Origin of the sequence: Chitinimonas lacunae (assembly GCF_042650885.1) — a bacterium.
Classification (GTDB): domain Bacteria; phylum Pseudomonadota; class Gammaproteobacteria; order Burkholderiales; family Chitinimonadaceae; genus Chitinimonas_A; species Chitinimonas_A lacunae.
Window position 1 is genome coordinate 372,688 of record NZ_JBHSBU010000001.1, and the last position, 14,201, is coordinate 386,888.

Here is a 14,201-nt window from a genome sequence, read left to right on the forward strand (position 1 = left end):
GATGGGCATCTGTCTGCTCAATTGTGTCTGTCAGGTGATACGAACTTTTGCTTGCCATGAAACAGATCAAGATCAAATCTTCTGCTTTTCTATATGGGGTGATTTTTCCAACATCAACACTTGAGCTGTGGCCAGCATCCACTCATTGCCTGCCACAGCTTTTGCCAAAAAACTCCAGAAAAATTATCGCAGACAGAAATTGGAATATTGTCTATGTCCCGTGGACGCCTTCAGGCTGCATAGTCCTGATGCTGGCCCTTCAAGCATGGTTCACAGAGGTCAAATGCCGAGGATGGAAATGTACAGACAGGAGGAAAGCTGCTTGTTCAGCCAGGCAAGTAGGTGGTCGATCATCACGATTAGCTGTACCCGGAGCGTTTCATGATTTCTATAAAATTCAATTTCGATTTCTCAAACAGGAATCCAATATTCTGCACATTATCGTGCTGCCCTGACGCCTCCTAGTTCCTCCTTCAAAAAAGAAAGCTGATGCGAGACTTCCTGCCAGACCCTGATCGGGATGCGGCTCTCTCCCCAATGACCATAATCTTTATAGGCGGGCCAGCACTTGACTATGCAGGGCTCAATAAAACCGAAAGCCGTTTCATATGGAAAAATGCTTTCAATTCTTGCATGGTCATCCTCGGGTAGGCCGGGGACTAATTCCATGATCAGGCCGGTGCTGACCTGTTGTCTGTTTCTTATCTGGAAATCAATTTCCATCGGTCTGGACGTTCTTGGATTGGTTGGAATGATAGGAAGTGGGGTGTGGATATAAAAAGCGTCCGATGCAAATACACCGGACGCTGCAGGGGACTACAGTAAGCAGCTCAGCCTGTCTGATAAATATCCTATGAATGAATATCTAACAGTGCTGCTCCTGGTTTTGCTTGGACTGTTACCCAGGCACAGGATCTTATCTACACTACCTCACTGCGCCTTCGCCGCCACCGTCTCCGACCATCCCCCGCCAAGTGCCTGGTAGACATCGACCAGGGCGTTGACCCGGTCGCGCAGGGCGGTGGCGCGGTTGCGTTCGACGCTGAGACGGTCGTTTTCGACGTCGAGCAGGTCGAGCCGGCTGGCAGCGCCCTGGCGCAGGCGCAGATTGGTCAGTTCGCTGACGGCGGCCACGGCCTTGGCAGTGCTTTCTGCGGCGACCAGTTGCTCGCGGGCGGCCCGATGGGCAGCCAGGGCAGCGCGGGTATCGGCATACGCCTGCCGGGCGGTCTGCTGATAGGTCAGCAGGACCTGCTCGCGCACCGCCTGGGCCTGTTCGACCTGACGGCCGACCCGGTACAGGCCGACCAGAGGCTGGGCGATGGCGGCACCGATATTCCAGGTGCGGGTGCTCGATTCAAGCAGATTGGACAGCGACAGACTCTCGCCGCCGAAGAAACCGCTCAGACTGAGACTCGGGAAATAACGCGCCCGTGCCTCATCGACCCCTGCGCTGGCCGCCACGAGCTGTGCCTCTGCCGCGCGCACATCGGGCCGTCTTTGCAGCAGTTCGGCGTGCAGACCTGCCGGGATTTCCGGTGCCTGGGCGAGCTTGGCCAGAACCGGCTCGCGTGGCGGCGCAGCGGCCATGATCTGACGCGGACTGCGGCCCAGCAGCACCGCCAGCGAAGCCTCGGCCCGTTCACGCAATGCCTCGGTCTGGACCAGACTGGCCCGGGTCGAGGCAAGCTGGGCTTCGGCAAGCTGGATATCCTCACGCCGGGCCATGCCGGCGCTCAGCAGCTTGTGGCGCAAGCCCAGTGCCTCCTGTCGGGCCGACAGCGCCTGGGTGGCAAGCGCCTGGTCGGCGTCCAGATGCAGCAGCGTGAAATACGCCTTGGCCACTTGCCCCGCCACACTGGCCGCCGTGCCCTCGCGGGCATAGCGGCTGGCGGCGAGCCTGGCGTCGGCTGCGGTGCGGGCGGCGCGCAGCCGGCCTGACAGGTCGATTTCATACGACAGCGTCAGCCCACCACGGTATTGATTGCCGGTCGGGGTGGGCTGAGCCTGGCGCGGCTGCTGCACATCGCCGCTGGCGCTGCCGCGGCTGCCGCTCAGCGCCAGGCCCACTTCGGGCAGGAAGGCCGAATTGGCGAGCCCGAGTTCGGCGCGCGACTGGGCCAGCCGCTGCTGGGCCGCCAGCACATCGACATTGTTGGCCAAGGCCTCGTCGATCAGGCCGGTCAGGGCAGGGTCCTGGAAACTGGTCCACCAGCGCTCCAGTTCGACCGGTGCGCTCGCGAGCGTCCCTTGTGGCAGTTCGAGCTGCGGCGGTGCCGTCGGGGTGGTCGCGCAACCGGCCAGCAGGCCCGCCAGCGCCAGCGCGGCAATCAGAGGGCGGATTTCAGCCATGGCGGCGATCCTCATCGTAGGCAGCACCGACCACCACGCCTTCGGCGGGCGGCGGTATCAGTTCATCGGATGGCGTCTTCAGGCTGCGGTCGGTGATGATCTTGTAGAACAGCGGCACAAAGAAGATCGCCAGGAAGGTCGCCGCCAACATCCCGCCCATCACGCCCGTCCCCACCGAGGTCCGCGCCCCGGCACCAGCACCGGTACTGATGGCTAGCGGCAGCACACCGAGGATAAAGGCCAGCGAGGTCATGATGATCGGCCGGAAACGCAGCCGTGCCGCCTCGATGGCCGCCGCCGCCGGCGGGTAGCCCTCGTGGTGCTTCATCACCGCGTATTCCACGATCAGGATCGCGTTTTTGGCAGCCAGACCCAGCAGCGTCACCAGACCAATCTGGAAATACACATCGTTGGTATAGCCGCGCAGATATACCGCCAGCAGCGCCCCGAACATGCCAAACGGCATGGCCAGCAGCACCGAGAACGGCAGCGACCACTTCTCGTACTGCGCCGCCAGGATCAGGAACACCATCACGGCAGCCAGCGCCAGCGCGATGATCGAGGCACTGGTGATCCGCTTTTCCTGATAGGCCGAACCGGTCCATTCGTAGCTGATATCGTCGGGCAGCGCCTTCTTGGCGAGCTGCTCGAATTCGGCAATCGCCTGACCCGAGCTGTAGCCCGGCTTGGCGCTACCCATCAGCTTGACGGCCGGCAGGTTGTTGTAGCGGTCGAGCGTATCGGGACCGGCGCTGTATTCGACCTTGGTGAAGGCCGACAGCGGCACCATCTCGCCGCGCATGCTCTTCACATAGAGCCGGCCGATATCCTCGGGGCGCTTGCGATAGGGCGCATCGGCGCTCATCAACACCTGCCAGGCACGACCGTATTTATTGAAGTCGTTGACGTACCAGGTGCCCAGCGTGCCCGACAGCGTATTGAAGGCATCGTTGAGCGGCACGCCGAGCGCCTTGGCGCGGTCGCGGTCCACTTCGACATGGAGCTGCGGCGCACTCGGTTGCCACAGCGACTGCACCCCGGCCAGCACCTGGCTCTGGCTCGCTGCACCCATCATCGCCCCCATGGCCTCGGCGAGCTTCTTCGAGCCACCTTCACCACGGTTCTGTAGATAGACCTCGAAACCCCCCGTATTGCCCAGACCGAAAATCGCCGGAGGGTTGAAGGCCAGGACCATGGCTTCCTTGATCCCGCCGGTCTTCATGAACAGCTCACCCACCAGCTGCTGGGTGCTGATGCCCGGGCGGTCCTTCCAGTGTTTCTGGGTCACGAAGATCGTGGCTGCGCTGTTCTTGAAGCCGCCGCCGATAAAGTCCAGACCCGAGAAGGCGATCACATGCTCGTTGGCCGGGTTGGACTGGATCGCTCCCACCACCTGCTTGACCACTTCGTCGGTGCGTTGCAGCGAGGCGCCATCGGGCAGGAACACGGCCGAGATGTAGTAACCCTGGTCTTCGTCCGGCACCAGCGAGCTGGGCACGATACGGAATAGGCCGAGGGTGGCCGCCACCATGGCAAGGAACAGCACCACACCCAGCAGCGAGCGCTTCATCATGAAGGTCACGCCGCCGACATAATGGCCGGTGATGCGATGGAACACCTCGTTGAACCAGACGAAGAAGCGGGCGGTCTGCTTGTGCTCGCGCTTGAGGATCATCACGCACAGCGCCGGCGTCATGGTCAGCGCCACCACACCCGACAGCACCACGGCAATCGAGATGGTCACGGCAAACTGGCGATACAGCTCGCCGGTCAGGCCGCCCAGGAAGGCGATCGGCACGAATACCGCACACAGCACCAGCACGATGGCGATCACCGGGCCGGTCACTTCCTTCATCGCTTGCAGCGCTGCCTCGCGGGCCGGCAGATGCTGCTCGTGCATGATCCGCTCGACGTTTTCCAGCACCACGATGGCGTCGTCCACCACGATACCGATGGCCAGCACCATGCCGAACAGGGTCAGGGTATTGATCGAGTAACCCAGCATATGCAGACCGGCAAAGGTGCCGATCAGCGACACCGGCACGGCCAGGGTCGGGATCAGGGTGGCGCGCCAGTTTTGCAGGAACAGGAACACCACCAGGAACACCAGCACCATGGCTTCGCCCAGGGTCTTGACCACTTCCTCGATCGACACCTCGACAAAGCGGGTGGTGTCATACGGGATGGCGTACTGCATACCGACCGGGAAGCGCTCGGACAGCTGCTTCAGCGTGGCCTTGACCTCCTCGCCCACATCGAGCGCATTGGCGCCCGGTTGCAGGAAGATCCCCATCAGCACGGCAGGCTTGCCGTTGTAGGTACCGTTGAAGTCGTTGTCCTTGGAGCCCAGTTCGATCCGGGCGATGTCTCTGAGCCGGAGCTGACCGCCATCGCTATTGCTGCGCACGATGATGTTCTCGAACTCTTCGACACTGGCAAGCCGGCCCTGGGTGGTAATGGTGTAGACCAGGTCCTGATTGCCGCCGTTGGGCGACTGGCCGATCTTGCCGACGGCGAACTGGGCGTTCTGCTCGGCGATCGCCGCTCCGACCTCGGGCACCGTCACCTTGAGCTGCGACATCCGGTCGGGCTTGAGCCAGACACGCATGGCGTAGTCCTTGGCACCGAAGATCTGCACATTGGTGGTGCCGGGAATCTTCTTGATGCTGTCAAGAACGTTGAGGGTGATGTAGTTCGAGGTGTAGAGGTCGCCGTAGCGGCCGTCGGGCGAGTAGAAGGCCACCACCTGGAGGAAGGACGAGGAACCTTTCTCGACCGTCACGCCCTGGCGTCGCACTTCCTCGGGCAGCCGGGCATCGGCCTGCTTGACCCGGTTGTTGACGTTGAGCGCTGCCTTGTCGACATCGGTGCCGATCTCGAAAGTGATCGAGATTTCGACGGCACCGTTGGAGGTCGAGGTCGAGGACATATACATCATGCCCTCGATCCCGGTAATGGCGTTTTCCAGCGGCGCTGCCACCGTTTCGGCAATGGTCTCGGCCGAGGCACCCGGGTAGAAGGCACGCACGGCCACCACGGGCGGCGTGATTTCGGGATATTGCGCAATGGGCAAGGCCCGCATCGCCGCCAGACCCGCCAGCACGATAAAGATCGAGATGACGAAGGCGAAGATCGGCCTATCGATAAAGAAGCGGGAGAACATAAGAGGTTGGCTCCTTTATCACGTGGCCGGCTGGAGCTTCGAATCGGCCGGCTGCTGCTTGGGGGCCTTCGCCGCAGCGGCGGCCTGTTCTACGCTCATCGGCTTGACTTCCTGGAACGGATAGAAGATCCACTTGACCCCATCGACAATCACCTTGTCGCCCGCTGCCAGCCCCTGCTTGATGAGCCAGCTGTTGGCTTCGCTGCCTTCGAGCTTGACCCATTCACCCACCACCACCGGCCGCGGTGCGGCGACCGTCTTGCCGTCCTTGTTGCCCACCACATAGACGAACTTGCCGGTCGGTCCATCGAGCACGGCCCGCTGCGGGATGGCCACCACATTGGGGCGGTAGACCCCGCTGAGCGTCACCCGGACAAACTGGCCCGGCGACAGGGTATTGTCGGAGTTGGGGAATTCGGCGCGGCTGGCATAGGCGCCAGTATTGGGATCGGCCTTGTAGTCGTTGAAATCGACCCGGCCCGACGGCTTCAGCGTCTGGCCGGTGCTGGTCTTGAGCCGCACCGTATAGCCGCCCGGTGCCTGCTTGATGGTGCCGGCAGCGAGTTCGGCCTGGAGCTTGTTATGGTCGTTTTCCGGGATCACGAAATTGACGTGGATCGGATCGGTCTGCGCCAGGGTGGCCAGCAGGCTGTCGCCCTGGGCATTGGCAAGGCTGCCTTCGACCTTGGCGGCCCGGCCGATCACACCGGCCATCGGGGCACGCACTTCGGTGTAGCCAAGATCGACCCGGGTCGATTGCAGGCGCGCCTGGGCCGCTTTGACGGCGGCGCGGGCCAGGTCCTGAGCGGAACTCGCGTCGTCGAACTCCTTCTGGCTGACGGCCTTGGCCTCGATCAGGGGCTTGAGCCGCTGGTAATCGCGCTCGGCCTGCTTGAGCCGGGCTTCGGCGGTGGCCAGTTCGGCTTCGGCGGCGTTGGCCTGGGCGGCAAACGGAGCGCTATCCAACAAGAACAGCCGCTGCCCGGCACGGACGCGGCTGCCTTCTTCAAACAGGCGTTTTTCTACGATGCCGCTGACGCGGGCGCGGATTTCCACCTCGCGCGAGCCGGCGGTCTGACCGACATATTCAAACGTCAGCGGTACATCATGGGCCGTGGCCTCTTGGTAGACCACAGTGGGTGTGGGCGGCATTCCGCCGCCACCGTGGGCGTCGGCCGACTCGCCTTTACCGCAGGCGCTGAGCAGCGCTGCGGCCACCAGGGCCGGAACCAGCCGGGTGGCAAAAGGAAGGGCAGGGGATGCGGGCATTGGAGTAATCCTCCGGATAGGGGAAGCGGGAAGTCGGCTCAGGCCGGATGGGCAGTGTTTCCGGTCTATTGTTGTAGATAGGCACTACCCGGCGCCACCTCGTCGAGCCATGACAAGTTGACGGTGCCGGCAATTTTAGATACATACATGAATGTTTGTAAACCGCGTAAGCAGTGTGGTCTTGCTTTACCGCAGATCGTCGGCTGAATGCGCTAAGCTATTTAATCGAGCGCTTGCTAGAAGGCAGGCGTTTTTTCCGCAACAGTCCGTCTTCTTGACCAGACGGGCTTTTCGCCAAGGCTCGGATAGAATGCGCCGCCATCATGGTTAGACGTACCAAGGAACAGGCTATGGAGACCCGTGAACAGCTGCTCGATGCCGCTGAACAGGTCTTTCTCGACAAGGGGGTGGCCCGCGCCACCCTCGACGATATCGCCCGCGCCGCCGGCATGACCCGGGGCGCGATCTACTGGCATTTCAAGAACAAGGCTGAACTGTTTACCGCCATGTGCGAGCGGGTGATGCTGCCGATGCAGAGCGTGCTGGCGGCACTGGCCGACGACCCGGGCGACGACCCGGTCGGCCGGCTCAGCGAATGCGGCGCCAATGTGCTGCGCCAGGTCGCCACCGATGCGCATACCCAGCGGGTATTCGAAATCTTCATGTTCAAGACCGAGTTCAACGAGGAGGTGGCTGCCGTGCTCGAGCGTGAAGCCGAGAACGCGCGCCGTTGCTATAACCAGCTGATCACCATCCTCAGCGCCGCCCAGCGTTGCGGTCAGTTGCCGGCCCACCTCAACTGCGCCGCCGCTGCCTTTCTGTTCAATAGCATGATGACCGGCGTGATCCGCGAATGGCTCGAGTGGCGCAACTTCGATCTGGCCGCCCACGCGCTGTGGCTGTGGCATACCTGCGTGGCCGGTCTGCGCCACGGTCCGCCTTTTCTGGCCAATTCTCAGCAATAAATATTGTTTTTCTTTTCACACACGCTGTGTGCCTTGAAAGCGTTTGTCTGATTATTTTCTATAAAATAAAAACCGGCCGCGAAGCTGCAAGTTCGCGGCCGGTTTCAAGGGCTTCGAGTGTGCGTCAGAGCAATCTGCTGTCGCAGCGGCTCGGGCGGACGCTGCCGCGGTTTCTGGTGCAGAACGTGCGATTAGAAGTCGAAGCGATACTGGATATAGGCGCTGTAATGCCATTTTTCGGCATAGCTATCCGGGTCGCCCACATAGATCTTGAAGTAGTTGCCGACTGCGCCGGACAGCCCATAGGCCTTGCCGATACAGCCATCGCAGACCAGCACGCCGTTGCGGCGGATATCCCAGACCCCGCTGATCTGGTCGAAGCTGGAGCTGCTGATCGAGGCCAGCACGAACTCGTAGTAGTAGCCGTTGGCCTTGGCCGCGACTCGGAAGTAGCCATTGCGGGTGTTGTTGGTCCAGGCGGTGGCGGCGCTGCCCGAGGCGGTACGGCTGCCGTCGATGGTGGGATCGACCAGATAGAGCGATTTGTTGGTCCAGATGCTATGGGTTTGCAGCGGTACGGGCATCGGTGCCGGGCTGGGCTCGGCTGCCTGGGCCAGCGGGCCGAGGCCGACCAGGGTCAAGGCGAGGGCGATGGTAGTGAATCGACGGTTCATGATAAGTCCTCCTTGCAAACAACTTTGTGGTTGAAAACGGCTCTGTGGCCGTCTTGCCGCTCGCTTGAGCGTGGCTTTCCCCGTGCCGTGGAGTGGCCGCCGATGCATTGCGCGTCGCGCTGCGTCGGATGGAAATAGACAGGGGAAATGGGACAGAGAGACTGCTCACAACGCGCTCAAGCGAGCGGCCTGACGGCGTGGAGCCGTATCGACTATACGCCGCTCGCCTGCCTGCCGCAGCGGGCACCGCCGAACGGTCGCTGTGCTATGCTGTGCAGCCTTTGCCGTCCATGCCGCCCGCCACCATGTCCGATTCCTTGCTCCAGTCCCATCGCGATGCCATCGATGCGATCGATGTCGAAATTCTTACCCTGCTCAATCGCCGCGCTGAACATGCGCGCAAGATCGGTGAACTCAAGGGCGGTGGTCTGGTGTATCGGCCCGAGCGCGAAGCTCAGGTGATGGCACGGGTCAAGGCCTTGAATCCCGGTCCTTTATCGGACGAATCGGTCGCCAAGCTGTTTCGCGAAATCATGTCGGCCTGCCTGTCGCTCGAGCGGCCACTGACCATCGCCTATCTTGGCCCCGAAGGCACTTTCAGCCAGGCTGCCGCCGTCAAGCATTTCGGCCATGCCGCCGTGACCTTGCCCTGCGCCAGCATCGACGAGGCTTTCCGGGTGGTCGAGGCGCGCAGCGCCGACTATGTGGTGGCGCCGGTGGAAAACTCGACCGAAGGCGCCGTGGGCCGCACGCTCGACCTGATGGTCGGCTCACCCCTGTCGGTATGCGGTGAAGTGGTCTTGCGTATCCACCATCATCTGCTGCGCAACGGTGCCGATATGGCCGGCATCCGGCGCGTCTACTCGCATGCCCAGTCGCTGGCGCAGTGTCATGAATGGCTGAACCGTCATCTGCCGGCCGAGGTCGAGCGGGTATCGGTTGCCTCGAATGCCGAAGCGGCCCGGCTTGCCAGTCTCGATCCCCAATGTGCCGCGATTGCCGGCGACGCGGCCGCCGAGCGTTTCGGTCTGGTCAAGCTGGCCGAGAATATCGAGGATGAACCGAACAACACCACCCGCTTCCTGGTGCTGGGCTATCACAAGAGCGCGGCTTCCGGTCGCGACAAGACCTCGTTGGTGATGTCGGCCCAGAACAAGCCCGGTGCGGTGCATACCCTGCTGAGCCCGCTGGCCGAATTCGGGGTCAGCATGACCAAGTTCGAATCGCGGCCGTCGCGTACCGGTCTGTGGGAGTACGTCTTCTTCGTCGATATCGAAGGCCATTGCGACGAAGCGACCGTCAACCGGGTGATCGATGCGCTGCGCGCCAAGGCCGCGTTTGTCAAAGTGCTGGGCGCCTATCCGGTGGCGGTGCTGTAACTGGCCCGTCTGGCCCCACCCAATCAGTCAACACACTAAAAACAAAAAACTTCCATTTATGCCGCTAGACACATAGCGGCATAGGGTGGGATATTCATTTTTTGCGAAGTGCGGTAATAGACCGCTGAGGTGTAGTTCCCCATGAAATCGATCTGTGTATTCTGTGGTTCCTCTTTTGGCAGCCGGCCGAGCTATCGTCAGGCCGCCATCGAGTTGGGTCAGTTGATGGCCAAGGAAGATATCGCCCTGGTATGGGGCGGTGGCAAAGTCGGCCTGATGGGTACGGTGGCCGACGCCGTGCTCCAGGCCGGTGGCGAGGCCGTCGGGGTGATTCCGGGCTTTATGGTGGAAAAGGAACTGGCCCATCCGGAAGCCAGCGAAATGATCGAAGTCGATTCGATGCATACCCGCAAGGCGCTGATGGCCGATCGGGCCGAAGGCTTTATCGCCCTGCCGGGTGGCTTCGGCACCTTCGACGAGCTGTTTGAAATCCTGACCTGGGCCCAGCTGCATATCCACGGCAAGCCGGTCGGTCTGCTCAATACCGACGGCTATTACGACCCGCTGCTGGCCATGGTCGAGCATTCGGTACGCGAAGGCTTTGTGCGTCCGGCCAATCGTGACCTGTTCTGCGTGGCCTCAACCCCGGCCGACCTGATCGCCGCGATGCGCGAACACCGCGCTCCGCAAGGCGACTGGACGGTCAAGCTGACCAGTGCCCAAGGCTGATCAAGCCGATTCTCGTTGAGATATGGCGGCCAAGTACCCGGATCTATAAACTGGGTCAACCCTATGGCGGCGTAAGGCCCTATTACCTGAATCCTCACGACAGCTCGTGATGGACCTCAAGGCAACTTAGGGCCTGTCCCTGGCCCAAGCGATGGCCGTCACGGGTCTTGGACGTCATATCCAAAGCGGATCGGTATCCTTTGGCTACTGTCTTTCCCCGGAGAGTCCGCCATGCTCCCCGCTTCGCGCAGTTGTGCCGCCATCGGCACCCTGACTCCCCGACAAACCGAGCCTTCGCCGGCCGAACTGGCCAGACAGCTCGGCATACCTTCTGGACAACTGGTCCAGCTCGCCCGCAACGAAAACCCCCTTGGCTGCTCGCCCCAGGCCCATGGCGCGGTCCTGGCCGGACTGAACCGGCTGCACCGCTATCCCGATACCGCCGGGACAGTCCTCAAGCAGACGCTGGCCACCCGCTTTGGCCTGTCTCCGGCACACATCGTCCTCGGCAACGGTTCCTGCGATCTGCTTGACCGGGTCAGCCGAACCTTTCTCTCCAGCGAGCATTCGGCCGTCTATGCCCAATACGGTCCTGCGGCGTTTCCACGGGCAATCCGCGCCATGGGCGCCACGGCCATCGAAGTCCGCGCCAGCGACTACGGCCATGATCTGATGGCGATGTTGGCCGCCATCCGCTCGGATACCCGGCTGGTGCTGATCGCCAACCCCAATGATCCGACCGGGACGCTATGCCGCCCCGGCGATATCGTCGATTTTCTGGAACGTTGCCCGCCCGAAGTGCTGGTGGTGCTCGATGAAGCCTATGTCGAGTTTGTACCGGCCGAGCGGCGGGTAGACAGTCTTGGCCTGCTGCATCGTTTTCCCAATCTACTGCTGTGCCGCACCCTGTCGCATGCCTATGGGCTGGCCAGTCTGCGGATCGGCTTTGCGCTCTGCTCGCCCGAACTGGCCGAGCAGCTCGACCGGCTGGGCCCACCTTTCCCGCTCAATGGCCTGGCCGAAGCTGCCGCCTTGGCGGCACTCGATGACGCGGAATTTCTGGCGGCCACCCGGCGCAACAACGAGGCTGGACTGGCGCAGATCGGCACTGCATTGCTTGGGCTGGGTCTGCCGTTTATCCCAGGCAATGCCAGCTTTCTCTGTTTTCATGTCGGCGACGGTGCGCTGCTCGACCAGTTCCTGCGTGAACGCGGCGTGCTGGTGCGGCTGCTAACCGATCATGGTCTGCCCGACAGTCTGCGGGTATCGATCGGCCTGCCCGCGGAAAACGCCCGCTTTATCGAAGTGATGAACGAGGCATTGGCGTGAAAGCTGGCGCTGGAGGCGGCAGCGCGGAGTAGGAGGCCGGACAGGGTGTCGTGGACGCGGTAGCAGTCAGGCGGGACTGCCCCTGATTACCTTCTCGGTCGGGTACGTCGATTGCGACCTTGTCGGCAGGAGCGGTTGGCTGTCTGAGAACGACTGGGTCGGAGGCAGGCAGCAGTGGGAGCAGCTATGCTTGGCGGGAGCCGGGGCGGGGCTGCTTATCGAATTTCAGGCTCAATATTTTCCATTTTTTATATTTTTGTTTTTGGTACTTGAAGAGTATTTGCTGAAATTTTTATTTTCGGTGATGATTCGAGGCGGACATGCCTGTGCGGCCGGGTCCGCCGTTTTCCGTGGCAACTTTGCTCAAGCAGCGAAGTGATGCCAGGTTCGATCGGAGGAAAGACGATGAAAAAGATTGCCGTGGTGCTGTCAGGTTGCGGGGTCAACGACGGTTCCGAGATCACCGAAGCGGTGGCGATGCTGGTGAGTCTGAGCCGGGCGGGTCTTGCCTATGACTGCTTTGCGCCCAACCGGTCACAGTCCGATGTGATCGACCATGCCAAGGGTGAGCCGGCCGAGGAGAAGCGCAATATCCTCAGCGAGTCGGCCCGGATCGCCCGTGGGAAAATTACCGCGCTTGACCAGCTCAAGGCCGATGATTACGCCGCGATTGCCTTTCCGGGTGGTTTCGGGGTGGCCAAGAATCTGACCACTTTCGCCAAGGAGCGCGAAAACGCCCGTCTGCACGACGATGTCAAAGCGGCTGTGCTGCCTTTTGCCAAGGCGGGCAAGCCTATCGTGGCGGTGTGCGCGGGTCCGCTGATTCTGGGGCTGGTGGCGCGTGAGCTGGGGATCAAGGGCGCCGAAATGACATTCGGCGAGGGCGGCGACCCGCTGAGCAAGGCGGTGGAAAGCTGGGGACAGTGTCCGGTCACACGGCCGGTTGAGCAGGCTTGCGTTGACCGCCAGCACCGTTTTGTCTCGGCACCCGCCTATATGTATGGCGATGCGCGGCCCGATCAGATTTTCGCTTCGGTCGATGCAGCAATTGCTGCGCTGCGTGAACTTTTGGGTTAGGATGGCCTTCGTCGCGGTGCCGGCTCAGCCGACACCGCCCAATTTCCCCCTCCTTACCGGCCAGAAAACGATGCGACGCTTCAACGCTTATTTTTCGTTTTATTACTACCCGCCTACTTAGCTAAGCGGGCTGGCCGGTTTCGCAGACAGGAAACCAGGAATACCAGAAGGCGGGCCCAAAGTGGCCCGCCTTTTTTTATGCATGTTTTTTACCGTTGTCGCTTTCTACATAAGGAAAAACCACCATGATCATCGTCATGTCCCCCGAAGCCACCGAAGAACAGTTGCAAGCCGTGGTGGCCAAGATCCGCCAGGCCGGTCTGACTGAACACGTCTCGCGCGGCACCGAACGTACCCTGATCGGCGCCATCGGCGACGAGCGCCCGCTGTCGGAGCAGGCGTTCGAGCAGATGGTCGGGGTCGAGCGGGCACTCCATATCGTCAAGCCCTACAAGCTGGTGGCGCGGGAAAACCACCCGACCGGCACCGTGATCGATATCCGTGGCGTCAAGCTGGGCGGCAACCAGATTCAAGTGATCGCCGGTCCCTGCTCGGTCGAGACTCAGGAACAGATGCATCTGGCCGCCGCCGGCGTGCGTGCCGCCGGTTGTCGCATGATGCGTGGCGGCGCCTTCAAGCCGCGTACCAGTCCCTACGCCTTCCAGGGCCTGGGCGTTACCGGTCTCGAATACTTCCAGGCTGCCGCCCGCGAGCAGCATCTGCCCATCGTCACCGAACTGATGGATGTGCGGATGCTCGATACCTTCCTCGAACACGATGTCGATGTGATCCAGATCGGCGCACGCAATATGCAGAACTTCGACCTGCTCAAGGAAGTGGGTCGGGTCAACAAGCCGGTGATTCTGAAGCGCGGCCTGTCGGCCACCATCTCGGAATGGTTGATGGCCGCCGAATACATCGCCGCCGGCGGCAACCACAATATCATTCTGTGCGAACGTGGCATCCGTACCTTCGAGACCGCTTACCGCAATGTGCTCGATATCACGGCCGTGGCGATGCTGAAGAAGGAAACCCATCTGCCCGTGCTGATCGACCCGAGCCATGCCGGCGGCAAGGCCTGGATGGTGCCGGCCCTGGCCCGCGCTGCCATCGCCGCCGGTGCCGACGGTCTGCTGGTCGAGATGCACCCCAATCCGTGCGAAGCCTGGTGCGATGCCGACCAGGCGCTGACCCCGCAGGAACTGAACGAGCTGATGGTCTCGCTGCGCCTGATCGCCACGGCAGTCGGCCGCGAGCTGTAAGC

At 61.7% G+C, this 14,201-nt stretch carries 12 protein-coding genes; 7 read left to right on the forward strand and 5 right to left on the reverse strand.

Features of this window, described 5'->3' with window-relative positions:
- Positions 1–56 precede the first annotated feature (56 nt).
- Positions 57–455, forward strand: a complete 399-nt coding sequence (locus ACFOW7_RS01570) for a hypothetical protein (RefSeq protein WP_378160292.1) — start codon at positions 57–59, stop codon at positions 453–455.
- On the opposite strand, the gene ACFOW7_RS01575 is transcribed toward ACFOW7_RS01570, so the two are convergent.
- The 4 genes from ACFOW7_RS01575 to ACFOW7_RS01590 form a co-directional block, all read right to left on the reverse strand.
- Positions 439–723 carry a hypothetical protein gene (locus tag ACFOW7_RS01575; protein WP_378160294.1) on the reverse strand — a complete coding sequence of 95 codons (285 nt, stop codon included), beginning with the start codon at positions 721–723 and terminating at the stop codon, positions 439–441. The two genes, ACFOW7_RS01570 and ACFOW7_RS01575, sit on opposite strands and share 17 nt — an antisense overlap.
- A gap of 207 nt (positions 724–930) precedes the next feature.
- The gene (locus tag ACFOW7_RS01580) at positions 931–2,352 is read right to left on the reverse strand and encodes an efflux transporter outer membrane subunit (RefSeq protein ID WP_378160296.1); all 1,422 of its coding nucleotides are present in this window, start codon (positions 2,350–2,352) and stop codon (positions 931–933) included.
- Positions 2,345–5,515, reverse strand: a complete 3,171-nt coding sequence (locus tag ACFOW7_RS01585; RefSeq protein ID WP_378160298.1) for an efflux RND transporter permease subunit — start codon at positions 5,513–5,515, stop codon at positions 2,345–2,347. Before ACFOW7_RS01585 ends, ACFOW7_RS01580 begins: the two co-directional genes overlap by 8 nt.
- 18 nt (positions 5,516–5,533) lie before the next feature.
- A complete protein-coding gene (locus ACFOW7_RS01590; protein WP_378160300.1) occupies positions 5,534–6,784 on the reverse strand; it encodes an efflux RND transporter periplasmic adaptor subunit in 1,251 nt (416 codons plus the stop codon).
- Between the two features lie 350 nt (positions 6,785–7,134).
- Between ACFOW7_RS01590 and ACFOW7_RS01595 the strand changes: the two genes are divergently transcribed.
- A complete protein-coding gene (locus ACFOW7_RS01595) occupies positions 7,135–7,749 on the forward strand; it encodes a TetR family transcriptional regulator (RefSeq protein WP_378160302.1) in 615 nt (204 codons plus the stop codon).
- Between the two features lie 191 nt (positions 7,750–7,940).
- Here ACFOW7_RS01595 and ACFOW7_RS01600 read toward each other — a convergent pair whose 3' ends face one another.
- Positions 7,941–8,423, reverse strand: coding sequence for a hypothetical protein (locus tag ACFOW7_RS01600; RefSeq protein ID WP_378160304.1), 483 nt, complete (start codon positions 8,421–8,423; stop codon positions 7,941–7,943).
- Between the two features lie 305 nt (positions 8,424–8,728).
- Between ACFOW7_RS01600 and pheA the strand changes: the two genes are divergently transcribed.
- From pheA to aroF, 5 genes are all read left to right on the forward strand, one after another.
- On the forward strand, positions 8,729–9,802 hold the full coding sequence (gene pheA, locus ACFOW7_RS01605) for a prephenate dehydratase (RefSeq protein WP_378160306.1): 1,074 nt from the start codon (positions 8,729–8,731) through the stop codon (positions 9,800–9,802).
- Between the two features lie 141 nt (positions 9,803–9,943).
- Entirely contained in the window at positions 9,944–10,531 is a 588-nt protein-coding gene (locus tag ACFOW7_RS01610) for an LOG family protein (protein WP_378160308.1), read from the forward strand.
- A gap of 231 nt (positions 10,532–10,762) precedes the next feature.
- Positions 10,763–11,860, forward strand: a complete 1,098-nt coding sequence (locus ACFOW7_RS01615; RefSeq protein ID WP_378160311.1) for a pyridoxal phosphate-dependent aminotransferase — start codon at positions 10,763–10,765, stop codon at positions 11,858–11,860.
- Positions 11,861–12,265: 405 nt separating this feature from the next.
- Positions 12,266–12,937, forward strand: coding sequence for an isoprenoid biosynthesis glyoxalase ElbB (elbB, locus tag ACFOW7_RS01620; RefSeq protein WP_378160314.1), 672 nt, complete (start codon positions 12,266–12,268; stop codon positions 12,935–12,937).
- Between the two features lie 245 nt (positions 12,938–13,182).
- Positions 13,183–14,199, forward strand: a complete 1,017-nt coding sequence (gene aroF, locus ACFOW7_RS01625; protein WP_378160316.1) for a 3-deoxy-7-phosphoheptulonate synthase — start codon at positions 13,183–13,185, stop codon at positions 14,197–14,199.
- The last annotated feature ends 2 nt before the right edge of the window (positions 14,200–14,201 follow it).

What these genes read in the sequence shown, in the direction of transcription:
- ACFOW7_RS01570 (WP_378160292.1), top strand. Translation starts at nt 57, where the DNA reads ATGAAACAGATCAAGATCAAATCTTCTGCTTTTCTATATGGGGTGATT.
- ACFOW7_RS01575 (WP_378160294.1), bottom strand. Translation starts at nt 723, where the DNA reads ATGGAAATTGATTTCCAGATAAGAAACAGACAACAGGTCAGCACCGGC.
- ACFOW7_RS01580 (WP_378160296.1), bottom strand. Translation starts at nt 2,352, where the DNA reads ATGGCTGAAATCCGCCCTCTGATTGCCGCGCTGGCGCTGGCGGGCCTG.
- ACFOW7_RS01585 (WP_378160298.1), bottom strand. Translation starts at nt 5,515, where the DNA reads ATGTTCTCCCGCTTCTTTATCGATAGGCCGATCTTCGCCTTCGTCATC.
- ACFOW7_RS01590 (WP_378160300.1), bottom strand. Translation starts at nt 6,784, where the DNA reads ATGCCCGCATCCCCTGCCCTTCCTTTTGCCACCCGGCTGGTTCCGGCC.
- ACFOW7_RS01595 (WP_378160302.1), top strand. Translation starts at nt 7,135, where the DNA reads ATGGAGACCCGTGAACAGCTGCTCGATGCCGCTGAACAGGTCTTTCTC.
- ACFOW7_RS01600 (WP_378160304.1), bottom strand. Translation starts at nt 8,423, where the DNA reads ATGAACCGTCGATTCACTACCATCGCCCTCGCCTTGACCCTGGTCGGC.
- pheA (WP_378160306.1), top strand. Translation starts at nt 8,729, where the DNA reads ATGTCCGATTCCTTGCTCCAGTCCCATCGCGATGCCATCGATGCGATC.
- ACFOW7_RS01610 (WP_378160308.1), top strand. Translation starts at nt 9,944, where the DNA reads ATGAAATCGATCTGTGTATTCTGTGGTTCCTCTTTTGGCAGCCGGCCG.
- ACFOW7_RS01615 (WP_378160311.1), top strand. Translation starts at nt 10,763, where the DNA reads ATGCTCCCCGCTTCGCGCAGTTGTGCCGCCATCGGCACCCTGACTCCC.
- elbB (WP_378160314.1), top strand. Translation starts at nt 12,266, where the DNA reads ATGAAAAAGATTGCCGTGGTGCTGTCAGGTTGCGGGGTCAACGACGGT.
- aroF (WP_378160316.1), top strand. Translation starts at nt 13,183, where the DNA reads ATGATCATCGTCATGTCCCCCGAAGCCACCGAAGAACAGTTGCAAGCC.